The following is a 23,606-nucleotide window of genomic DNA, read 5'->3' as shown; positions in this document are numbered from 1 at the left end:
CAAAAAGAAAAGCAATTTATATGAAAAAAAGTGCGATTAAAGGAACAACAAGAGTGCGTGATTTGGAATTCCTAGCAGGTGTTGACGATTCCGAAACAACCCATAAGGAACATGGCACCCGTTTAAGATTAGATGTTCGCGAAGTTTATTTCTCACCAAGACTTGCAACTGAAAGAAAGCGAGTTATGGAAAGTGTGAAAGATGGTGAAAAAATCTTAGATATGTTTTGTGGAATCGGACCGTTTCCTATTGTTATTGCAAAAAGTAAAAATGTTGACATCACTGCCGTTGACATAAATGAATCTGCAATTTACTATTTGAATGAAAATATTAAGCTAAACAAATTGAAAGGCAATATTGAAACTTGCTGTGGAGATATAAGAGAAGTTAGCAAATCATTTAAAACAAAATTCGACAGGATTATCATGAACCTTCCGGGCCTTGCCTATACTTTCCTTGACGTTAGTGTTGATTTAATTGAAGATGGTGGAATAATCAATTACTATGAGTTTTCCGACTCATATGAACAGGGAATAAAACGGTTAGAAGATGCCTGTAATGATGCAGGAAAACAGGTTGAAATAGTCAATACACGTAAAGTTAAATCAACATCCCCCGGCGAATGGCATGTGGCAATTGATGCAAAAATAAAAAAATAAGAAGTTATTAATCAAATTGATTAATAAGTCATTTAGAACTGGATTCTGTTACCCGTCCATAAATCATCATCATTAAACGCATTGAATCTTTTTTCATCTTCAATATATTGATCCACATCCCTATATAGTTTAACTCTGAAAATATCCGGATAAGCAATATACAGCATGTCCCCATTGTCCCTGGTTTCTTTCACATAAGTTTCTTCAAACTGGATAATGGTGTCTTCTTCTTTATCAAAATGATGAACTTCATTAGCACATAAAATTTTGAAATGCACAAAGTCGCCTTTTAACAATTCAGTGACTAAATCCTTAATCAAAGGAGGATAATTTTTACTTTTTCCACTTTTAATTTCCATAAAATCCCTCACATAACATTAACAATTTCAATCTCTAGTTTTACAAATCTTGTAAATGCTAATCAAACCTAATGACATTATTTGATTGGTATTGCATAGAAATTTATTAAAATGTTATTTGATAATTTAAATTTTATTCTTTAAATATTTTATACATTAACGTGTTTTTTTTAAATTTCATGCATTTATTTAATTTTAATTTTTGATTTTTTAGAAATCTTGTAATTCTTATTTTTTGATGTGATTTTGACTTTGTGTTTTCCTCGATTTAACTTTTTAGTGTTGAGCTTTGCAACACCTTTCTTGTTAGTTTTAATGGTATAGGTTTTATATTTTTTACCTGTGTATACCTTAACCTTAAGTTTTAGCTTTTTGACTGCCTTTTTGGTTGCTTTGTTTTTCACGGTTACCTTGAAATATTTTGATTTTTTGTATTTTGCGGTTACCTTAGGAGCTTTAACGATTGTTTTAGCCTTTGAAATCTTTGTATTGATAGTGGTTTTAGGAAGTGGACATATAATATAATACTCATCATCATCAAGACATACATCTTCAAGTTCAATGGCATATTTTCCAACAGGCCATTTTGAAACATCTATAGTGAATTCGCCATTTTTATCAGTGACATAATAATAATTATAATTCAAGATTTTAGCTGACACATCTTCATTATTACAGTATACATGCACCTCAATTTCTAAATATTTAGCCGGCTTATTTGACATTGATGTGGTCAATTTAATCTTTAAAGTTTTACCAGACCTATAAGTTGTTGAAAACTCTTTAACATTGATTTTTATTAATGAAATTGATTTTAATGAATCATCGAGTATTAGTCCTCCACGATAGCTCTGATTATTGATTTTTGCTCCACATGAAATTATTGCTGCTTCATTATTTGATTTGAATGTGCAATTATTAACTGTGATGCCCTCATAAGAATAGCCATGGATTGCCCCACCATAAGTAGCAATATTTTTTTCAAATAATGAATTCTCTACACATACAACTCCCATAATAGCGCCCCCACGAAATCCAGCAGTATTTTCTTTAAAAATACAATTATCAATATGAGGATTGCCATAAGTAAATGCACAAATTGCACCTCCTGATGATTCTTTAGCACTATTTGAAGTGAAATTTGAATTAACTATATTGAGGTATGAACAAACGATTGCTCCACCAGATTCCTGAGCTTCATTCTGTTTAAAGCTACAGTTTAAAATATCGACATATAATGAATCAATTGCCCCTCCAGCTTGCATAGCTTTATTGTTTTCAAAATTACAATTAGTTGCATTGCAATAAATAGATTCAATTGCTCCACCATCACTTACATATCTCTCTCTTATTAATAACCCTGCAGCATTATTATTAATAAAATTAGAATTAGTTATAGTGACATTATAACATAGGACAGCCCCAAATTCCACACCCTCATTATCTGTGAAATTACAATTATTAATTATTAAACTACCCCTATTGTAAAAAAGATTTTCACCTGTATCAAAAAATACACTGTTTTTAGCATTGATGAAATTTAAGTTAGAAAGAGTTATTTTATAATTTTTCTTTGATGGTATAATTATTCCTGATAATTTTTTTGCATCGAGGATAGCTCCATTAGAACCCCCTCTTAACTCAATGTTTTTATCTATCTTAATTTCACTACCGGAACTGGTATAAGTTCCATTTAAATTAATTACTTCATTTTCCTCCGCATTATCAATTGCATTTTGAATATCTGCAAATTTATTCCCCTCTACAGTACTTTCAAGACTTTCTGAATCTTCCATTTGAGCAATGTCATCAGTGATATTTTCATTTGCTGAGACAAAACTTACTGATAAGATTATAATGAGTAATGAAAGTAATGTAACATATTTTAGTCTCATGTTACAATATTTGATTTTAACTATATAAAAGGAATATGGCAAGTAGATGGAATTTTTTTCAGCAGCAAAAAAAAGAATTTTGAAGAATTATTGCTAAATTGGGTCAATAATTCCCTTTTCGGTGATAATTCCGGTAATTAACTCCTTTGGAGTTATATCAAAAGCGGGATTGATTACTTCAGTTCCTTCAGGACAGATTCTTGCTCCCCCATAATATCTTACTTCATCCCCATCCCTTTCCTCAATAATAGTGTCGAAAATGGAAATCTCATTGTCGAATGTGGAATAAGGGGCTGCCACATAAAACGGTACATCATGATATTTTGCAGCTAGCGCCACCATAAATGAACCGACTTTATTTACAACACCACCTTTAGCAATTCTGTCGGCTCCAATAACGACTTTATCAATTTTTCCTTGAGACATTAAGTATCCTGAAGCGACATCAGGGATTAATTTTACTGGAATGTTTTCTTGCTGCATTTCCCAGACACTTAAACTCGCGCCCTGTCCGCGCGGACGGGTTTCATCACATATTACATTGATGCGTTTGCCTGCATCACGTGCTGCCCGGAATACTCCAAGAGCAGTTCCATAATCAACACATGCGAGAGCACCCGCATTACAATGAGTCAAGACTGTATCTCCGTCATCGATGATTTCTGCACCGAATTTGCCGATAGCCCTGTTTGTAGCCATATCTTCCTCATACATTTTAAGTGCCTCTGTGAGAGCATCTTCGCTTTCCAATACCCTGTCAACAGCCCAAAATAGATTCACGGCAGTGGGCCTTGCAGCTTTTATCTCCTTTGCAGCTTTGTCTAAATCAACACCTTCAATATCTGCAAGTGCCATTCCAAAAGCGGCTGAAACTCCAATGGCCGGAGCACCGCGTACAGTCATATTCTTAATTGCAACAATAACATCCTGATAATTATCACAGTAAACATAAGTCAATTCATCAGGAAGTTTTCTTTGATCAATAAGCTTTAATTTATTATCTTCCCATTCAAGTGTTTTCATATTAACACCAATATTTCAAAAAAATAAGTTTAAAAATATGAAAGCATAATTAATGTTAGTTCCTAATTTTTGTTATGCAAAAATTGCATAGAGTATTTATAATTATGCTTCCCGTCTAATTTAATATCCAAAATGGATTGATTAGAGATGTATTAAAAATACATCTAATTAATATTTAATCAATTATCATTTATAAATATTTATGTAAAACCTTAAAAAAAACATGTATTTAGGATATCCTAAATACAATTATGCAGATTCGGTCATTATAGGAACAACTTGTTTTTTACGTGAAACAACGCCCTCAAGTAATACTGTGTTGTTTTCCAGTATTACTCCATAAGCTTTTTCCACTAAACAGGAATATTTACCCAATGCAATAACTTGAGAATTGCTGTTTACAATATCTGTAATTAAAAGCATGAATAAGTCAAGGTCTTCTTCATCAATAATATTGCTCATACCCTCTTCCAATTCGTCTTTCATAGTCATTACGTCAGAAATATCCGCAGTATTTACTTGGTTTACAATTGATTTAACATTTTTAAAGTCTATTTGCTTTGCATCTAAGGACAAAATTTCATCAATTGAGAAACTGCTTAAATCTGTTCCTGCCTTAAGCATTTCCAAACCATATTCCTCAGCATCAATTTCAGCGATTTGTGAAAGTTTTTCAACCGCAGCTTTATCATCTTCAGTTGTAGTTGGAGATTTTAAAAGTAAAGTATCTGAAATGATTGCGGATAACATTAATGTAGCAATCTCTTTTGTGATTTCCACTCCATTTTCTTCGTATAACTTACATAAAATTGTTTCGGTACAACCTACTGGTTCAAATCTTAAGAATAATGGGTAAGAAGTTGCTAAAGCTAATTTATGGTGGTCAACAACTTTTAAAATATTTGCATTTTCCAAATTATCAACAGATTCTGCCGGAGAATTGTGGTCGACCAATATTACATTAGCGCCATCTTCAATGCTTTCCAAAAGTTCTGGAGCATCCATACCTAAATAGTCTAAAATGAATTCAGTTTCTTTATTAATGCTTCCTAATCTGTAAGCTTTAGCTTCACTGTTTCCTAATTCGTTTTCTAAATTAGCCATAACAATACTTGATGTTATAGAATCACTATCTGGACTTTTATGTCCAAAAACATAAGTTTCAACCATATAATTTCTCCTTTATAATAATCAATAAAAATTAAAATTCAATTATAGTTATATCTTTTATCTATAATTAATATTTTGAAAAAATAAGTAAAAAAAAGAATTTAGTAATGACTTTGTGGAGTCATTCCTAAATGATGATCTTCGCTTTTCTTACCAGGTATCCCATAAGCATCCGCTCTACATTGAGTGCAAGCTCTGAAAACTGGTATAATCTCTTCAACTTCTTCTCTGACCTTTTCCATCATGGAACAATCAGGACGAGAATAATGTTTCATTTTAGCTAAAGGAATCAAAGGCAATACATTCATTAAAGCTGCACCCCTTTTTTTAACTTCTTTAGCAATTTCAACAATATGTTCATCATTTAATCCAGGTATCAAAACTGAATTAACCTTAACCACCAAACCATTAGCTGCTGCTTTTTCAACACCATCTAATTGATTTTTGATTAAAATGTTAACAGCATCATAGCCTTTATATATTTTTCCTTCGTATTTGATGAAAGAATAAATATCCACAGCAATATCCGGATCAATTGCATTGATTGTTACAGTGACGGAGTTTACCCCAAGCTCTGCTAGCCTATCAGCATATTTTGGAAGTAAAAGACCGTTTGTACTCATACATTTTATTAAATCTGGTTGTTCACTAGCTAATTTTTCAAAAAATTCAAATGTTTCTTCATTTGCAAGAGAATCTCCAGGACCCGCTACGCCCACAACGGCAATAGGTCCTTCAGATGTTACTTCATTTACATGAGCAATTGCATCGTCAGGTTTCATTATGCAGCCTGCAACACCTGGCCTATCTTCTTCATCGTTAATATCTCTTGTACAGAAGTTACAAAAGATATTGCATTTTGGTGCGACTGGTACATGCGCTCTTCCGACTTTATCATGCATTTTTTCATTAAAGCATGGGTGTGCTTTTGTTATATGTGCAAATCTTGAACCTTTGTGTTCATTCATAATACCACTACCCCCTAAATATAACTCCTGTTAATTTGTATTAATACGAACAAATATATAAAGCTTTCTACATGCCTTTGTTTAATTCATCAATAAACTCATGAGCTTTTTCAATCCATTCATCTTTAATTAACTCATCAGTAGCTACAACTGTCACAATATCCTCAGTAGACATATCTTTAATGTTTTTAAACCCTTCAGGCAATATCCTAAAGATTGCATCATAAATACGTCTTTGTAAATTAGAATGAGGGTCATCAACAACAATAGAGGATAACTTAGTATAGTCACCTTTAATTTCAAGCTGATATCTATTCGGTTGATAGATTTCATCTCTTGAAAATTTCATCCATAAAATTTTCAAAATATTTGGAAGGTAATTTTCATTATCCACCAATATTCTAGTAACATCATCAGTTTTGTCATAAGTTAAGCTAGCTACATCTTCAAACCTAACGACATTGGAAGTTTTTCTCATTTTAATGGCTAAGACAAAAACAGGATCATCAGGATTGACATAAGCCTTTAAATCATCTACTGAAGCACCTAAAACTAAATCTTGAAAGATTTGTTTAATGATGATTTCATAAACTTCTGCTCCTCTCTCATCATAGCATTCAACTAACATCGAATCAACCCTTTAAATATTATTTATCATCATGTCTGTGCCCCATTCCAGATACTAAAAGAGCTGCTCCTACGGCACCAATATGTTGAGAGTATTCTGGGACAATAACTTCAATTCCACCTAAAGTTTCACTTACAGCTTCAACAAGACCAGAAATCAAACTTGTTCCGCCAACCTGAATTAACGGTTCACGAATATCAATTTCTTGAAGTTGTTGTTCATAAACCTGTTCGGACACGGAGTGGCATGCCGCTGCCGCAACATCTGCTTTTGAACCTCCTGCTGCAAGTGTGGTAACAAGGTCTTGAATACCAAATACAATACAGTAAGAGTTTAACATTGCTTTTCTCCAATCCCCTTGAACTGCTAATGGACCAAGTTCAGTAATATCAACATCCAACCTGCGGGAAGTCATATCTAAAAATCTTCCGGAAGCACCAGCACAGATACCTCCCATAGTAAAGTTATCAGGAATACCGTTGTTAACAGTGATTACTTTGTTATCCATACCTCCAATATCTAATACAGTGGCTTCTCCTTTTTGGCAATCTGCGAGATATACTGCACCTTTTGCATTAACAGATAACTCTTCTTGAATAAGTTCCGCACCGAATTCTTGACCCATTGTGAATCTACCATAACCGGTAGTTCCAATACCATCAACATCTTCCCATTTATAACCAGTCCCTTCGAATGCTTCTGCAGCTGCGGTTTGAGCTGATTCAATAATATCTTTAGTTGCAGTCCAACCAGTACCAATAACCTGATTGTTTTCCATGAGCACTGCTTTTGTTGTTGTTGAACCTGAGTCAAGTCCAAGAGTAAGTCCTTCTTGTTTTTCACGAGCAAGAATACTTCTACGAGTTACAGTAGTAGCTAACGCTTCCATACGTATGAATAATTCATCTGCTTTTGTTCTTTCAGTGAAAGAGTAGGTAACTACTGGAATACGTGTATTATTTTGTATGAATCTCCTTACTTCATTTCTCACCAATGCCGCTTCAGCACATCTAAAACAAGTTGCAATGAATACTGCATCAGGCCTAGATCTACCTTCAACAATAGCCATGGCTCTTGCAATCATTAATTTTAAACTTGAACTTTGAGCGGAAAATCCAAATTTTTCATAAGATTCATCAATATAATCCAAATCAATTTCAGGAAGAACAATTTCAGCACCAAACTTGTTTGCTGCTTTTTCAATTTCTTTTTGAATTCCACTATATTCTGTTCCACATGAAACTAAAGCAATTTTAACCATATTATTCTTCCTCCTTATCAGTTTCTTCAAGCGCATCTATAAAATCATTAACACTATTTACCATAACATATGTTTCATCTTGATTTGTAGGGTAAGTTAATTCTAAAACAGGAATATCTTTGTTTCTAAGTAAGAATATTGACAGTTCATTAGTTCTAGCACAACCGATACAACCAAAACCATACGGAGCATTATCAACAACGATTGCTGCTTCCGCTTCATCTATAAGAGGTCCGATTATTGCCATTCTGCCACGAACACCAGAAGGAACTTCAATTGCGGCATATTTAAGTCCTTTAATTGGGTCATCTTCCGTAATATTCATCGGAGGAGAATCAATCTCCGGATCTTTTATTTTTTGTCTAATTTGTTTTTGTAAAACTAAAGGAGTATGGCCTTTTCTTTCAATTAAATCTGCTAAGATTAATGAGTTTGGAGGATAAACAGCTATTTTCACCATTTTTTCACCTATTCTTTTTTATCTAAACATTCATTCATGATTCTTTTAAATTCATCAACGTCAACTGGTTTTTTCTCTTCTATTTCTACATCTTTACGCTCTTCCAGCGCATTTGCAACAAAACCAAGTATTCTGTACTCTTTTTCCATTTGATGGAAACCTTCCCTAGGACCAAATCTATGACCTCTACAACGTCTAGGATCACCCGGAGCAAATCCTCTTTCCTTTGTGAAAATGTGGTTTGGGTCTAGCTTTCTAATTTCTTCTATCGCTTTATAAACATCTTCACTTTTTCCACTAATCATAGATCCATAACAAGTATTCTTGATTGTAAGTGGCAAATCAAGCATGTGAAATGCAGTTACAATTTCTTGTTCACTTACATGAGCTCCTGGTCCGATAAAAATCATACGAGTAATTACATCAGGATCCCAATCTTCTGTACCTAACTCAGGACTCATTGTCAGATTCTGTGACATAAACTTCAACTCCCTCTTTTAATTCTTCTAGATGATCATAATCAGATGTAATGTCTCCAATTATATTTGTCGCTTCAAAAGTTTCCGCAGTTGGACCGAAATCAAAATTATCCTCAAATCTGATACCAATTAAACCAGCGCTTTTTGAAGCCATGTTTGTAATACCAATTTGGCCTCTTACAACTTTTTCAACAGGGTTATTTTCAGGAACCAAACCTTTTGCAAGCTTCTTGTCCCCTTCAAAGATAACAATGTGCATTCCCGGCACTGCAAAGTGAACTTTAATCTTACCTATTGGATTTTCTAAAAGGCCTGAAATATATTTAAAGTATCTTACAGATCTTGGAGCGTTATCTACAAATTTAACTGTACATAAATCCTCTTTTTTAATTGCCTTTGTAATTACTTGACCTTCTTTTAGAATATCAATTGTATGTTGTGGAGTTTGCTCGACAATGATTGCATCATCATCGATTATTCCATCTATCATGTGCTCAACACCAACTTGTGACAATAATTCACTAGCTTCTTTTTGAGTCTTATTCAATAGCATTAATCTTTGTTGTTCAGCTTGAACGGTGATGAAGTCATTTTCCTTTGCAATATCGATGATTTCCATACCATTTACAATCTTACCGACTGTGGTGTGATTTGGTGTTAAAACCCTGTTTTCACGATAAATATATGCTCTTCCAACACCGACTCCGGTATTTCTAACTGTAATGGTTCCTCGAGTTCTTTGAGTAGTGTCTTCTTTAGGTTTGTCAATGCCTGCAAGGTCATAAAAACCAACAAATGAATCACTATCATAAGAAACTTTAATTCTGCCGTCTTTAATAATTGAAAAGAAATGTTCTACACATGTAGGGGAATCTTCATTGATATCAAATGAAATATAAGTGTATAATTCATTACCCTCTTCTAAAACTGTGCCCAAATCGGATACGGAAGTAATGTCTGTTGATGTACTTCTTTCGATGATTGGCTCTATGCCTGTTACCTTATCGTCATCTGTTAGATTATCCAGTGTTTTCTTACCCCCGATAATACGTGCAAAGATACCCTTATTATATGGAGGTACACTATAGACATTTGTGGTATTCTCTTTAAGCATTATTAAATGAGTAGACTCATTACTAAAACTAGATAAACTTAAAACAACATCCCCTTCAAAATATTTGAATTCATCAGAAGTAGGTTCCAAATCAGTCACAATCGGACCAACAGCAACTTCTGTTGAAGTTGACCATCTAACATCCAAATCGACAAAGTCCTCATATTGATTTTTCCACACATCAACAATAGGTTTTGCCTCCTCCGATTCGTCTAATTCAATAATTATGGAACCTTTGTTTGTCTTAATTTTATACTTGCCAATATTCTTTTCCAATTCTTTTTTACCTTTTATTAAGCAAATAATACTTCCTGGAGTATAAGGGGCATTAGTTTCATCAATTACATCTTGAATTGTTGAAGCATCTGCCACATCCACCTCTTCTCCATTAATTTTAATTAACATACAATCTCCAATAAGAATTTTTAATATTATATATATTTGATGTTTTACTATAAAATAATTATTTATTTGTAATTTAGAAAATTATATAAACACACAATTATAACATTTATATACGGAGCGAAATCATGACCATTACTAAAAAACATATCATTTCAATATTTTTTATTCTAATAATTGCAATCGGCACCATTTCCGTTGTCAGTGCATACGCTGGAACCGGTTTTACACATGACATTCCGTTTTCAAAATACCGTGATAAATCTGTTTCAGATATTTTAAACAACTATGAAGATACAGAGTGCCATGTTGAAGAAAGTGCTATCTGCACTCAAGTAGTTGATGGAGATACAATCTACTTGGATAATGGTGATAAAGTACGTTTTGTTGGAGTAAACACCCCAGAGCGAGGTGTTGAAGGATATATCGCTTCAAAAAATTTTGTTCAGAAATTATGTTTAAATAAAAAAGTTGGTTTAGATATTGATAATGCCAAAAATAAAGATAAGTATGGCCGCATATTGGCTGTCGTTATTGTTGATGGGAAAAGCGTTAATGAAATGCTTTTAAAAGAAGGTCTCGCTGAGATAATGTACATACCTCCAAGTGAATTTTATCCATTTGATTGGGCAAATAACTCAACACATATTCCTGAATCGTATAACACCTATGCCCACACACAAAAGGATACAAGTTCAAACTCCGACAATTCCGGAAATTACATCGGAAACTCAAACTCCGGAAAATTCCATAAATCCACTTGTAAATGGGGTCAAAAAACAGCCGAACACAATAGGATATACTTTAAAGATAGAAATCTTGCAGTTTCACAGGGATATAAACCATGTAAGGTCTGCAATCCTTAGATTTGCGATTCCAAACACTCATTTTGTGTGACTTTAGAATGTAGGCATTGTAATCATCATCCATGGAATTCTGATGATAAAACATTGGACAGGTATCTTCAGGATCTGTCAGACCATTACCTTTAATGCAAACCATACAAAGGGATTTAGAGCCTGAAACCATCCGGAACTGGCAATTTAAACATACTTTATCATAGGATATGTCTGAAATGGCTATCCGGCAATTTGTTCCATCAAATCATCTGAATATGAAAACGGGATTTTTTTCCTGATTGAACACTTCTGCCTGCTCATCCTTATAATTCAAATAAAGCGAATTGGAATCTGTTACTTCACCAATGACATTGGCTTCAATGGAGTATTTTGCCAAGTATTCTTTGATGAAGTCACATTTATCTTCATTTGCAGTGAAAACAAAACCTGAACCAGGGTAAGACCTGAGCCAGTCAACCCATTCAACGCTTTCATTTCTTGGAATATCCTCTAAATTAACAACAGCTCCCTTTTTAGAAGTTTCTAAAAGCATCTCAAGAGTCCCTAAAATTCCTGGATTTGAAATGTCTTTTCCAGATTTTATATAATCATTTTCTGCTAAGTATTGAACAGCAGTAATTTGATCTTGAACAATTTGTGCATCCTTATCATATGTGGTATCCCAATTTAGACTAAACATTTCATGAGGTTTACCATCAAGGTCAATTGCAACGATTACTTTATCTCCAACTTCTGCTCCAAAACTTGTTATTATCTTATCTTTTTGAGCTATTCCAACAATAGCCACTCCAAGTGAGTCGACTTCGCCGTCTGGGTGCAAATGTCCCCCAACCATTGGGACTTTGAATTTTAAACATCCGTCTTTAATTCCATTTAATAAATCTTCATAAATATCATCATTACTTATTGACATTATATTTACCATTGCTAATGGTTTTCCCCCCATTGCTGCAATATCATTCACATTAACAAGTACAGAACAATACCCTGCCCAATAAGGATTTACATTCATAATATCTCCCCATATTCCATCAGCAGCGATTAAAATTACTTGATTGTTCCCTATGTCAATAGCTGAAGCATCATCTCCAATGTCTATTACAACATCTCCTGAAACATTATATGATTCTTTTAAAAGAGATATCACATTATCTATGGAGCTTTTACGAGATACTCCTTTAAACTCTTGAATTTCTTTTACAAGATTTTTAAAATCCAATTTTACACTTCCCAGTTTAATTAATATAATTAATTTTATATTTACAATTAATATCTTTTATTATTTCTTCAATTTTGACTTTTACTTCATCGATATCTGCAAAATCATAAGAATCGAGTTTGTCGTTGAAGATTTCTTTTTTAATATTTTGACCACAGATGTCATCAAAACCACTTTCAACTTCAAAGACGATAGAATTTTTAACCTTAAATCCTTCTTCCACAACTTTGTCCAAATCCCCATCAGTTATTCCAATTACAGGTATATCAAATCTGAAAAGAATATCTGAAGATATTAATGTTGTATCATCACCGATAGTGATGACAAGATTTGAGTCCCTGAATTTATAAACATCCTCACCTGCATGATCAAGAAATGTTACTTTAAAATTTTCTGACTTTTCTGTGGAAATTACTCTCGGAGTAACTTTAGCATGCCTTAAAAGACCTGTTTTTATAATTGCACTGTCAAGGTCAACTTCCCCTAACTTTTCAAGGCCATGGCTTTTAAGTTCCCCTCCGATGATATCGACAATATGATTATCCTTTGCTATCAACGTCAATTTATCAGAGTTTGTTTTGCCGATGACAACACTATTAACCATAATATTTTCACCGGGACTTACTCCATGAACGATTCTTTGATTTAGACCAGCGCTGTCTTGTTTAATGTGATTTTCATAAACTTCCTCCGGAGTTACAACATCTAAACTTAATTTATCAGACAAATCCTGCACGATTTCTAAATCATTATTCCATGGAATAATGCTGCCGTCAACTTCCCCCGGGCGTTCAATTTGAATTACAGGAATATCATTATCCTGAATTTTATCAACATAATGATTATAAACTTTATAGCCAAAAACTTGACCTGTTACATCGGATTTGCCGTAATTAAGTAAAAATATCATATCTACTTTATCATCATGAAATATTTTTAAAGAATCGCTTGGAACCAATTTGCGTGAAATATCAATGACTCCTTCTAAACTTGCATCGATGACGGCAGTTCTTCCCATTGTTCCCCCAAGCCTTGCTTTAACTTCACCGTAACTTTTGAGCAATTCAATTAATTTTAAAGCATAGCCTGAATCAATAATGTTTGGGCCATGAACAACAATGCCTATTCTCATTCATCCACCTTAATTCTTTTTTTGAATATTTTAGATCCGCAAATTTCACAATCATCAAAAGGATAATCTTCACTATACTCTTTCTTGCAACCTTCACATACCTTTTTCCAATTATAAACTCCTTTAATTCCTTCAGTTATTATACTAGAATATGGAATTTTCATGATTTTTAAAGAATTTTGTATTGTATAATCATCACTGATAACCTTAACATTTTCCCCCTGGTTAAATAACATTAACGCAAGAGCTATCAGTTTTTTATCAGCTCCAGACAATCTTAAAACATCCCCAGATTCAGATATGACCTTTTCAACTTCATCAACGTATTTGGTTTCAACATCTTGGATAATTAATTTGCCCTCATCGATTGCCATATCAAGAATTAATCTAGATTCAAAATCTTTAATTTCAGCAGTAATTTCTGGAACCGTGAAATTATTATTTGAAATGAGTTTAAACCCATTTATAAAAGCTGATGCGTCCAATACATAACAAATTTCCATATTACTATATTTAAAGTTACAAATTTATAAATCTTAAGTAAATTTGTAAAGCCTTTGTGAGAGACATGTGAAAAGCATGCAATACCTTTATAATTCATTTTTAAGAGATTTATGGCGCCTTTTGAAAAAGTTATTTAAATTTAGAAGATTAAACTAGTAATACATGAGAATTCATCGAAATTTAGAAAAATTTCAACGAAAAAACATGGAGGATACGAAGATGGATAAAAATAAAGACATCAATAACGACATTAAATTTCTTGTAAAGTCAGAAATACGATTAAAAATTTTAAGTGAACTGAATAAGCAACCCAATAATATACGAGGAATAGTTAAAAAAACCAAAATAACATACAGTTCCGTCTCAAGCAATATCGGAAAGTTAGAAAAGAAAAACTACATTAGAAAAACAAATAAGAAATATTACGTAACCCCAATGACCGAAGTTTATTTTAACTCCATTATGGAATTCAAACAAAGTGTTGACCTGATTAACACATACGACAAATTTTGGGATAAGCATAATCTAAACCAATTAAGTATCGAATCCGTGAAAAATATTACTGATTTAAAGGATTCAGAAATGATTGAAACAACACCTATTGACATATTTAAAACTCATAACACCATAAAAGAACAAATAATGCAATCTGAAAATGTTAAAGCGATTTTTCCATATTTGCATCCGGAATATCCAAAATTGATTGAAGAGTTATTGAATAATCAAGGGTCTATCGAATTAATAATTCCTCAAAGTATTTTTAAAGAATTTTTCTTAAGGATTGACCGGAAAACAAGAAAAATGGCAGAGAACAATGGAAAACTAAAAGTTCACGAATATAAGGATGATTTAAACTTATATTTAACACTTTGTGATAAAAACATTAGTTTAGGTTTGTTCAAAAATGATGGTAGCTTTGATCAGAATAGAATTTTAATTTCAGATAATCATAATTCTAATGTTTGGGCAAGTGAATTATTCGAACATGTGAAAAAACAGGTGGCAAAATGACTAATATTGAAACAAGGCAAGAATTAACAGATGAATTCAGCGGCATTAAATATATTTTATCATCAGGAATGCGCTCTAGGCTGCTTTTATGCATCTATAAAAATCCAAAAAACCTCGATGATTTAAGGCACGATTTAAAAAAGCCCTCCGCAACAATATTGCATGGTTTAAAAGAACTTGAAACAATTAACTTAGTCAAAAAAGTTAAAAAATCATATGAACTGACATCAAATGGTTATCTATTAACAACCAATATGATAAAACTCATTGATAATTGGTATAGTGTGAATAAAACTAAAGATTTCTGGAACAATCATGATTTATCAGACCTTCCAGAAGAGGTATTGAAAAATATTTACCTCCTGAAAGATGCAGAATGTGTTACTTCAACCACTAGTAATTTATCCAATGCATTTAATAGGTACCTCAAATTAATATCTGATGCAAATAGATTGAAAATAATATTGCCGATATACTCTGAAAATCACTTTAAGTATTTAACAGAATTATTAGAAAAAAATAAATTAGAGAGTTTAGATTTGGTGATTAATAAAAAAATTTTAGATTCATTGAAGAAACATGAACTATTTACTGAAAACTTTTTACAAAATGAAAAAGTTAATGTGATATGTTCAAATAGAGATTTGAAATTATTTTTAACCTACTCTGACGATTTCATGTCACTGTCATTATTCTTTAATGATGGGCATTATGATGATTCTCAAATATTAATTGCCAAAGATGAAAATGCTGTTAAATGGGCATCCTCTCTCATAAACTATTATAAATGGAGGGAAACATGGAAGGACATCTAGGAATTTGGTCATTAAAAAATAAAGAACTAGTAGATCTGCTAATCGGCCGTGAAGGTGGAAGAACAACAGTGAAAATATTGGATGAAATTCTAAAAAATCCAAAAAACGCAAACCAACTATCAAAAATGCTAGAACTAAACTACAAAACAATAATACATCATACGAATATAATGCAGGAACACGAATTTATAACAAAAAATAAATTCAATAAAACTTATTACTTCCATCCTACAGACAAATTAATTAAGGATCTCGATGAATATTATTTTATTAAAAAAGAATTGGATAAAAAATAAGAGGCAATACAATGAAAAGTGAAACTGCTGAAGAACATAAAAAAGAATCATCTAATGATATTTTATGCGGAATTATCACACTCAGTGATAGTAGAAAATCAGAAAAATTAGACTTATCTGGAAAATACATGGCTGAAGAAATTGAAACCAGATACACTTTAAAATCAAAAAGTTTAATTCCAGATGAACCAGAAGACTTGATTAACGCTATTGAAGATATGATTTCTCAAGAAATTGATGTCATTCTAACAAATGGTGGAACTGGTCTAGATACTCGTGACATCACTGTTGAAACAGTAGAATCACTTTTTGAAAAAAGAATTGAGGGTTTTGGAGAACTATTTAGAGCAAAATCTTTTGAAGAAATTGGCTCTGCAGCTCTTCTTTCAAGAGCAACAGCAGGAATTTATAAAAAAACAATTATATTTTCAATGCCTGGCTCTCCAAATGCTGTCAAAACAGCATTATCTTTAATTATTGATGAACTACCTCATTTTGTCCATCATGTAAAAAAATAATGAAATAATTTTTCATCTATTTTTTATTTTTTTAATCAAAAAATTCATTAACACTTATTAAGGGCTCTAAAATTATTCCTTCTTTTTCAAACCCTTCAATAGCTCCTTCCTGCCTGTCAACGACAACAAAAGCCCTTACAACATTACCTCCATTATCCTGAATAGCTTTGATTGCTTTTAGAAGTGATCCGCCGGTAGTTGAAACATCCTCAACAACAATGACATTATCACCAGGGTTTAGCTCACCTTCAATAAGTTTTGAAGTCCCATAACCTTTCTTTTCTTTACGAATCATTAACAAAGGCAATTTGGACTCTAAAGATACTGCTGTAGCTATTGGAACCGCACCTAATGCAGGACCTGCAACCTTATCAATGTCTTCATCAGCGATTTTTTCAGTAATCAATTTTGAAATTGTAGATAAAATTTCAGGCTCGGTAATGGCCTTTTTCATGTTAATGTAGTAATTGCTTTTCTTGCCTGAGGATAAAGTGAAATCCCCTTCAAGAAAAACTTCATTTTCTTTTAATAATTCAATCAAATATTCTTTTGAAGGCATTATAAATCATCTTCACCTTTAAGTAAAATTTTGTCTCCAATGACTTTTACAAGTTCCATTGGAACCATATTTTCACTAGATTTTATTTGTTCGGATATTCCAGTTTTTTTAAGTACTAAATCAGTAATTTCATAGGTATCCTTATCTAAAACAACATCAGAAACTTTTCCAACAATTTGAACATCCGCATCAAGGACTTCTTTGCCAAATAATTCATCTTTAATTCTCATAAAAAACACCTTTTCAATATTAAATAGTCCTTAATATTAATTAATTGTTTCTAAAAAATCATTTGAAAAAAAGCAAAATTGTATTAAATATTAACAATATAGTAACATTATTGATTTCAAGGTGAACATATGGAAGACAAGACATTCACAGTATCTGAGATTAATAAGTATATCAACAGAATTTTAAAAGGAGATCCGAATCTGAAGAATATTCAGATAAAAGGTGAAATTTCTAACTATAAAACTTTTCCAAGCGGCCATAGTTATTTCACTTTAAAAGATGAAACATCTCAAATTCCTGCGGTATTTTTTAAATTTAATAAAGATAGATTCCTTGATTTTGAGCCGGAAAATGGTATGAAAGTCATAATTAAAGGTAAAATTGAAGTATATGAAAATGACGGAAAATACCAACTGTATGTAACAAAAATTCAAAAAGATGGAATTGGAGATTTATTTGCTAGATTTGAACAACTGAAAAAAGACCTTGATAAGGAAGGATTATTTAAAGATACTCATAAAAAAGAAATACCTAAATATCCTCAACGGATTGGCGTTGTTACAGCTCAAACTGGAGCCGCAATTAGAGATATTATCACAACAATTAAAAGAAGATACCCTATATGTGAAATATTAGTATTTTCAACATTGGTTCAGGGAAGTCAGGCGGCGCCACAAATCGTTCGACAGATTAAACATGCACAAGAGTTTAACATTGACACATTAATCGTTGGACGTGGTGGAGGAAGTATTGAGGATTTATGGCCATTTAATGAAGAAATAGTTGCGCGTGAAATTTATGCATGCAAGATTCCTGTCATAAGTGCAGTAGGTCATGAAATTGATTTCACAATAGCCGATTTTGTAGCAGATAAAAGGGCGGCTACACCAACAGCTGCTGCAGAACTTGCTGTCCCCAGCATACAGGAAGTGAAAAATAATGTCGATCAACTCTCAAATAGGATAAATAAAAGTATTGAAGATAAACTATTGGAAAATAAAACAAAATTAGAATATATTTCTCAGAAAAATGTTTTAAAAAATCCAGAAACAATTTATGAGATTAAAGGAATGCGTTTAGATAGCTTAATTAGTAGATTAGACTTTTCATCTAAAAACATAATTTCACAAAACAGAACCAGATTATTTAAACTAGAAAATTCAATTGTTCTGAAAAAACCTGAAGAAATAATTAAGGCTAAACGAGAAGCATATTTGAAAAATTTTAACAAACTCGAAGTTCTGAATCCGCTTTTAACATTAAAAAGAGGTTATACAATGGCAAAGTCCGGTGATAAAGTCATATCCTCTGCTAAAGATGTTAAAGTTGGTGATGAAATTGACATTGAATTTAATGATGGAACTGTAAATACAAGGGTGATATAATGGAAAATTTAAGTTTTGAAGAAAGTTTAGAAAAGTTAGAAGAAATTGTTAACAAATTAGAAAATGGAGATGTACCATTAGATGATGCAATTGAAGAATTTAAAAAAGCAATGGATTTAGTTAAAATCTGTAATGATAAATTAAACGACGCTGAAGAATCAATTGCTAAAATTGTCAAAGATAATGGGGAAATAGTTGAGTTCAATTCAAGCCAATAAAATAGTCTATCCAATATTTCAACAATTTTTTTATTGGATAACTATCACTTTTTTCTTTTATTTCATTTGCAAGATTAAAAGCATCCTCTTTTTCAATTAAATTGGCTTCCACTTCATCTATTAAATTTAAAATAGATGTTGTAATAGCCACATTTTTCTGATCTCGTGCATCAATTCTTAATTGTTTTATAAATTCAAATTTATCCTGATTTAGATTATCATAAAATTCATTAATATCTAATGAATATCTATTTAGACGAACTAATGCATTTGATTGTGATTTATTTGTAATCCAAACTTGTTTTCCAATTGCTCTGGTTACAGATTCAATAACTGATTTGGCAATCAATTCACCCAGTTTAGAATGTTTTCCGGCATTTGTTAATACATCATTAGAATCAATATTTGAAAAAACTGCAACTCCATCAGTTCCTGTTCCTGTTGCAAATCCATTAGAATATTGTGAAGGAATTTTTAAATTATTTAAAGCAACAGTTTTTGCTTCTGTTATTGTCATTAATGCTTCTGTCAATGTTGAAGTTTCTAAACATGCATTAGTTAACAATATAATGTTAATTGTTCCAAAATGAAATTCACCATTTTCCTGCCAGTATGATGATTCATCACCCGCTCTGGATGCATTTGTTCTAACACCTGCAGTTGTTATGGCCGTAACCTCTAAATTTTTAAATTTTTTAGTTACGATGCTGACATTTCTCATTTCAGCTAATGTAATTAAACCCGCTGAAAAATTAGAATCGATATCTAACAAGTTACATTCATTAATTAAATACTCGCAGACATCATGGTTTACTAAGTAATCAATTTTTTCCTGAGACAAATGTTGATTAAAAACGTGTTTGTACAAATTATTTCCGTTATTTAACTGAGAAGTGGTCAAACCATTACGATTAACATTGAAATTAATTAAAATAGTGTCATTCAAGTAAAATATTTCATCGTTCACTGATGTCTTAAAAATAAGTCTATTTGAATACATAAAAAAAGAAAAAAAAGTGATGTAAAAAAATTTACATCATTGGAGGCATTCCGCCAGCCATGGATGGGTCCATACCCATATCTTCTGGGCCTCTGGTTGATGCAATTACATCATCGATTCTTAAAATCATTTCAGCTGCTTCTGATGCAGATTGTATAGCTTGTTTTTTAACACGTTTAGGTTCAATTACACCCGCTTCTTTCATGTCTGCTACTTCACCGCTGAATACATCTAATCCCATGTAGAATGAGTCTTCTTGTGCTGCTCTTAAATCTACTAAAGAGTCAATGCTGTCTAAACCTGCGTTTTCAGCTAAAGTTTTTGGTACGATTTCTAAAGCTTCTGCAAATGCGTTTACAGCTAATTGTTCCCTACCAGAAATGGATTCTGCGTAGTCTTTGAGTTTTTTAGCCATTGCAATTTCAGGAGCTCCTCCACCAGCAACAACTTTGTCATCTTCTACAGTAGCTGCTACTACACCGATTGCATCTTCAATTGCTCTTACAATTTCATCTACAATGTGTTTGGTACTTCCTCTTACGAATAATGTTACAGATTTAGCTCCACTGCATTCTTCTACAAAGATCATTTCTTCTCCAGAGATTTTTCTTTCTTCAACAATACCGGCGATACCTAAGTCATCTTCGGTTAAGTCATCTAAGTTGGTGATTACACTAGCACCGGTAGCTCTGGATAATTTTTCAATGTCGGATTTTTTAACTCTTCTTACAGCTAAAACGCCAGCTTTGGATAAGTAGTGTTGTGCTAAGTCATCAATACCTTTTTGTGCGAATAATACGTTTGCACCTGCATCAACAATTTTGTTAACCATGTCTTTGACCATTTTTTCTTCTTGTTCAATGAAAGCTTGCATTTGAGCTGGGTCAGTAATAGTAATTTCAGCATCCATTTCAGTTTCTTTAACTTCTAATGGAGTGTTAATTAATGCGATTTTTGCATCTTTGATTTCAGATGGCATGCCTGGGTGTACCCTTTCTTTATCGATGATTACACCTTCAACTAAGCTAGATTCTTCAACAACAGCTCCATCTTTTTTCTCGATTTTAATGTTATCGGTGTCAACACTGCCATCTTCTTCAGCTACAGCTTCAACAGCATCTACAATTAATTTTGCTAATGGTTCACGTGCTGCTTCAGTTCCTTTACCGGTCATAGCAGTCATAGCTACTTTGAGTAAGATTTCAGAATCCACATCGTCGATTGCGATTTCATCTAAGATTTCTTGTGCTTTTTCAGCTGCTTTTCTGTATCCCATAGCTATGATAGTTGGGTGAATGTCAGAATCAAGTAATCCTTCGGATTTTTTTAATAATTCTCCTGCAATGATAACTGCAGTAGTAGTTCCATCTCCAACTTCGTCTTCTTGGGTTTTTGCTACTTCTACAAGCATTTTTGCTGCAGGGTGTTCAATATCCATTTCTTTTAAGATAGTAACTCCATCGTTGGTTACTACAATGTCTCCGAGTCCGTCGACTAACATTTTGTCCATTCCTTTAGGACCTAAAGTTGTTCTTACAGTTTCAGCTAATACTTTACCAGCTAAAATGTTATTTCTTTGTGCATCTCTGCCGACAGACCTGTTAGTACCTTCAGGTAAAATAAAAATTGGTTGTCCTTGTGCCATTAATAATCACCTTTTTTTAATTTTATAAATAATTAGATCAGTTTAATTATCAACATGAGAAAATAAGTTATAGTGTTGAATAAACCTTTCTACTTAATACATGAGTTTAAGGTTATATAAATACTTTACGGTATAAAGTAAATTGAAGTAAGAAAAAGATTATTCAAGAAAATCAATGCAGGAATCAAAAAGCCAAGATTATTTACAATTCAAAAAAAAAATCTAGGATAAAAAATACTATCAAAATTATTAGAATATCCATTGATAATTCAAATAGTGACTGGCATCATCATGAAAATTATAAGATTAACACTGAATTATTCGATAGTTTATTGAAGAATAATATAAAAATCAAGTGGAATAGATAGATGGAATAAGAAAAACTAAGGAAATATAAAAAAAATATTAATAGGTAGAAATTATCTACCTTGTTTTTTCTCTAATCTGAAAGGAGGAGTAGTCTCTGGAGTTTCATATGCATCTTGTTCTTCTTGCAATTCATTGAAGAAAGCATTGATTTCCTCTAACCTTTTAATTTTATCCTCTTTTCTTTGTAACTCACTTTGAAGTTTTAGATAATCTTCACGTGAAACAGATTGTTCCTTGAGATAGCGAAGTTCACTTTCACGAGCATTAAGTTCACTTTGCAAATCATTCTGAAGATTGATATAATCTTCTTTAGAAACAGTTCTTTCTTTTAGATATTGAATTTCACTATTTCTTGCATCAATCTCATTATCAAATCTAGCTTGAAGATCATAATAATCTTTCTTAGGAACAGAATTTTCTTGTAATTCAACAAGTTGACTATCTAATGATTTTATTTCAGAGTTAAATTTTAACTGTAAATCAGCATAGTCTTGTTTAGGGATAGTTTCAGTTCTCAAACTAGCAATTTCATTATTCATTGCATTAATTTCGGATTCAAATTGAGTTTGAAGGGAAATATAATCTTCTTTAGGAATAGTTTGTTGTTTTAAAATATCTATTTCATTATTAACTTGATCAATTTGACTTTCTTTAATGCGAATTTCATTATTTTTAAGCTCAATTTGTTTTTCAAGTTCTAAAATTTGAGTTTGTGATTCGACATCATTCTCTAACTTGAGAATCTTAATTTTATATTCATCAATATCTCTAGAAAGAGAATTTATTTGAGCATCTTTTTCAGCCATGTTTCTGTAAGAATCATTTAATCTTTCGTTAACATCAGCCAATTCTTTTTTCTTATATTCACGTAATTGTTCGGCAAAGTACTCTTTAATTTCATCAAGAGAATTGTTAACATAATCTAATTCATAGATTCTGTCTTCTTGATTTTTAATTAAAATGTCTTTTTCTTCCATTTGTTTTTTCAAAAGATTAATTTCATCTTCAGCTTTAAACTTAATTACAGAAACTTCTTTTTCCTTATCTACAATATCTTTTTCGAGCTCTTTTAGCCGTTGCGGAGTATTGTCATTTGCTCGTTCCACTTCAAGTTGTGTTAATTCTAATTTCAATGAATTAAGCTCTAATAGGCAAGATCGAATTAAAGATTGTAGGGTATCTTTTTCAGCATCAATTCCTATTTCCATTCTATCCCTTAGTTAAAATTTTTTCTCAATATCGGTTCCAAATTATTAATTTTTAATAAAATTTGAAACTCCGATATATTGAACAATATATTTCCTTGATATAAATTATTATTTTCATACTATTTAAATTAAACCCTTAAACTTACTAAAAAATAAAATTAAAAACAAATAGAAAACAGATGTCAAAAATAAAAAAAAATAGAAAAAATAGAAAAAAT

The 23,606-nt window shown here is 32.0% G+C and carries 26 protein-coding genes; 8 read left to right on the top strand and 18 right to left on the bottom strand.

Translation table 11 applies throughout. The features are described 5' to 3' along the window. On the top strand, positions 1-659 hold a 659-nt coding region (locus IKS50_RS00870), incomplete at its 5' end, for a class I SAM-dependent methyltransferase family protein (protein WP_292844005.1). A 32-nt stretch (positions 660-691) separates the two neighbouring features. Here the strand turns inward: IKS50_RS00870 and IKS50_RS00865 are convergent. The 10 genes from IKS50_RS00865 to IKS50_RS00820 form a co-directional block, all read right to left on the bottom strand. Further along, entirely contained in the window at positions 692-1,018 is a 327-nt protein-coding gene (locus IKS50_RS00865) for a hypothetical protein (RefSeq protein WP_292844003.1), read from the bottom strand. 185 nt (positions 1,019-1,203) lie between these two features. Beyond that, positions 1,204-2,913, bottom strand: coding sequence for a hypothetical protein (locus tag IKS50_RS00860; protein ID WP_292844001.1), 1,710 nt, complete (start codon positions 2,911-2,913; stop codon positions 1,204-1,206). Positions 2,914-3,006: 93 nt separating this feature from the next. Then, on the bottom strand, positions 3,007-3,936 hold the full coding sequence (mtnA, locus tag IKS50_RS00855; RefSeq protein WP_292843999.1) for an S-methyl-5-thioribose-1-phosphate isomerase: 930 nt from the start codon (positions 3,934-3,936) through the stop codon (positions 3,007-3,009). Between the two features lie 249 nt (positions 3,937-4,185). Next, positions 4,186-5,106: a manganese-dependent inorganic pyrophosphatase gene (locus tag IKS50_RS00850; protein WP_292843997.1), complete on the bottom strand. Its 921-nt coding sequence runs from the start codon at positions 5,104-5,106 to the stop codon at positions 4,186-4,188. A gap of 101 nt (positions 5,107-5,207) precedes the next feature. Further along, the gene (locus tag IKS50_RS00845) at positions 5,208-6,074 is read right to left on the bottom strand and encodes a radical SAM protein (RefSeq protein WP_292843995.1); all 867 of its coding nucleotides are present in this window, start codon (positions 6,072-6,074) and stop codon (positions 5,208-5,210) included. 67 nt (positions 6,075-6,141) lie between these two features. Beyond that, the gene (locus IKS50_RS00840) at positions 6,142-6,702 is read right to left on the bottom strand and encodes a methanogenesis marker 17 protein (RefSeq protein WP_292843993.1); all 561 of its coding nucleotides are present in this window, start codon (positions 6,700-6,702) and stop codon (positions 6,142-6,144) included. A 19-nt stretch (positions 6,703-6,721) separates the two neighbouring features. Further along, a complete protein-coding gene (locus IKS50_RS00835) occupies positions 6,722-7,963 on the bottom strand; it encodes a methanogenesis marker 15 protein (protein WP_292843991.1) in 1,242 nt (413 codons plus the stop codon). 1 nt (position 7,964) lies between these two features. Next, the gene (locus IKS50_RS00830; RefSeq protein ID WP_292843989.1) at positions 7,965-8,423 is read right to left on the bottom strand and encodes a methanogenesis marker 5 protein; all 459 of its coding nucleotides are present in this window, start codon (positions 8,421-8,423) and stop codon (positions 7,965-7,967) included. 8 nt (positions 8,424-8,431) lie between these two features. Next, positions 8,432-8,902, bottom strand: coding sequence for a methanogenesis marker 6 protein (locus tag IKS50_RS00825; RefSeq protein ID WP_292843987.1), 471 nt, complete (start codon positions 8,900-8,902; stop codon positions 8,432-8,434). After that, positions 8,874-10,421, bottom strand: a complete 1,548-nt coding sequence (locus IKS50_RS00820; protein ID WP_292843985.1) for a methanogenesis marker 3 protein — start codon at positions 10,419-10,421, stop codon at positions 8,874-8,876. The genes IKS50_RS00825 and IKS50_RS00820 overlap by 29 nt, the downstream gene beginning before the upstream one ends. Positions 10,422-10,546: 125 nt before the next feature. Between IKS50_RS00820 and IKS50_RS00815 the strand changes: the two genes are divergently transcribed. Then, on the top strand, positions 10,547-11,284 hold the full coding sequence (locus IKS50_RS00815; protein WP_292843982.1) for a thermonuclease family protein: 738 nt from the start codon (positions 10,547-10,549) through the stop codon (positions 11,282-11,284). Positions 11,285-11,522: 238 nt separating this feature from the next. Here the strand turns inward: IKS50_RS00815 and IKS50_RS00810 are convergent, their stop codons facing one another. The 3 genes from IKS50_RS00810 to IKS50_RS00800 are packed head-to-tail and all read right to left on the bottom strand — an operon-like array spanning position 11,523 to position 14,132. Next, positions 11,523-12,497, bottom strand: coding sequence for a methanogenesis marker 2 protein (locus tag IKS50_RS00810; protein WP_292843979.1), 975 nt, complete (start codon positions 12,495-12,497; stop codon positions 11,523-11,525). 16 nt (positions 12,498-12,513) lie between these two features. Further along, positions 12,514-13,629: a DUF2117 domain-containing protein gene (locus tag IKS50_RS00805; RefSeq protein ID WP_292843977.1), complete on the bottom strand. Its 1,116-nt coding sequence runs from the start codon at positions 13,627-13,629 to the stop codon at positions 12,514-12,516. Continuing rightward, the gene (locus tag IKS50_RS00800; protein WP_292843975.1) at positions 13,626-14,132 is read right to left on the bottom strand and encodes a type II toxin-antitoxin system VapC family toxin; all 507 of its coding nucleotides are present in this window, start codon (positions 14,130-14,132) and stop codon (positions 13,626-13,628) included. Before IKS50_RS00800 ends, IKS50_RS00805 begins: the two co-directional genes overlap by 4 nt. Positions 14,133-14,352: 220 nt before the next feature. On the opposite strand from IKS50_RS00800, the gene IKS50_RS00795 reads away from it, so the two are divergent. Genes IKS50_RS00795 through IKS50_RS00780 form a run of 4 tightly spaced genes read left to right on the top strand, consistent with a single transcriptional unit; the run spans position 14,353 to position 16,773 of the window. Then, positions 14,353-15,144 (top strand): winged helix-turn-helix domain-containing protein, encoded by a 792-nt coding sequence (locus IKS50_RS00795; protein ID WP_292843973.1) that lies wholly within the window; start codon positions 14,353-14,355, stop codon positions 15,142-15,144. Beyond that, positions 15,141-15,959: a winged helix-turn-helix domain-containing protein gene (locus tag IKS50_RS00790; protein ID WP_292843970.1), complete on the top strand. Its 819-nt coding sequence runs from the start codon at positions 15,141-15,143 to the stop codon at positions 15,957-15,959. Before IKS50_RS00795 ends, IKS50_RS00790 begins: the two co-directional genes overlap by 4 nt. Further along, positions 15,944-16,255 (top strand): helix-turn-helix domain-containing protein, encoded by a 312-nt coding sequence (locus IKS50_RS00785; protein ID WP_292843968.1) that lies wholly within the window; start codon positions 15,944-15,946, stop codon positions 16,253-16,255. The genes IKS50_RS00790 and IKS50_RS00785 overlap by 16 nt, the downstream gene beginning before the upstream one ends. An 11-nt stretch (positions 16,256-16,266) precedes the next feature. Continuing rightward, positions 16,267-16,773, top strand: coding sequence for a molybdenum cofactor biosynthesis protein B (locus IKS50_RS00780; protein WP_292843966.1), 507 nt, complete (start codon positions 16,267-16,269; stop codon positions 16,771-16,773). Positions 16,774-16,804: 31 nt separating this feature from the next. On the opposite strand, the gene pyrE is transcribed toward IKS50_RS00780, so the two are convergent. Continuing rightward, the gene (pyrE, locus tag IKS50_RS00775) at positions 16,805-17,332 is read right to left on the bottom strand and encodes an orotate phosphoribosyltransferase (protein ID WP_292843964.1); all 528 of its coding nucleotides are present in this window, start codon (positions 17,330-17,332) and stop codon (positions 16,805-16,807) included. After that, complete coding sequence (locus IKS50_RS00770; protein ID WP_292843962.1) at positions 17,332-17,562, bottom strand: PRC-barrel domain-containing protein; 231 nt, start codon at positions 17,560-17,562, stop codon at positions 17,332-17,334. Before IKS50_RS00770 ends, pyrE begins: the two co-directional genes overlap by 1 nt. A 129-nt stretch (positions 17,563-17,691) precedes the next feature. On the opposite strand from IKS50_RS00770, the gene xseA reads away from it, so the two are divergent. Together xseA and IKS50_RS00760 are read left to right on the top strand one after the other, a co-directional pair. Further along, a complete protein-coding gene (gene xseA / locus IKS50_RS00765) occupies positions 17,692-18,948 on the top strand; it encodes an exodeoxyribonuclease VII large subunit (RefSeq protein WP_292843960.1) in 1,257 nt (418 codons plus the stop codon). Then, on the top strand, positions 18,948-19,166 hold the full coding sequence (locus IKS50_RS00760) for an exodeoxyribonuclease VII small subunit (RefSeq protein ID WP_292843958.1): 219 nt from the start codon (positions 18,948-18,950) through the stop codon (positions 19,164-19,166). Before xseA ends, IKS50_RS00760 begins: the two co-directional genes overlap by 1 nt. On the opposite strand, the gene IKS50_RS00755 is transcribed toward IKS50_RS00760, so the two are convergent. From IKS50_RS00755 to IKS50_RS00745, 3 genes are all read right to left on the bottom strand, one after another. Continuing rightward, positions 19,150-20,166, bottom strand: coding sequence for an adenosylcobinamide amidohydrolase (locus IKS50_RS00755; protein ID WP_292843956.1), 1,017 nt, complete (start codon positions 20,164-20,166; stop codon positions 19,150-19,152). The genes IKS50_RS00760 and IKS50_RS00755 overlap by 17 nt on opposite strands. A 31-nt stretch (positions 20,167-20,197) precedes the next feature. Beyond that, a complete protein-coding gene (gene thsA / locus IKS50_RS00750; RefSeq protein WP_292843954.1) occupies positions 20,198-21,811 on the bottom strand; it encodes a thermosome subunit alpha in 1,614 nt (537 codons plus the stop codon). A 419-nt stretch (positions 21,812-22,230) separates the two neighbouring features. After that, complete coding sequence (locus IKS50_RS00745; protein ID WP_292843951.1) at positions 22,231-23,388, bottom strand: hypothetical protein; 1,158 nt, start codon at positions 23,386-23,388, stop codon at positions 22,231-22,233. Positions 23,389-23,606 lie beyond the last annotated feature (218 nt).

This window comes from Methanobrevibacter sp. (assembly GCF_017539065.1).
Taxonomy (GTDB): Archaea; Methanobacteriota; Methanobacteria; order Methanobacteriales; family Methanobacteriaceae; genus Methanocatella.
Note: the sequence above shows the minus strand (reverse complement) of the source record. Positions and strands in the feature narration are given on the sequence as shown.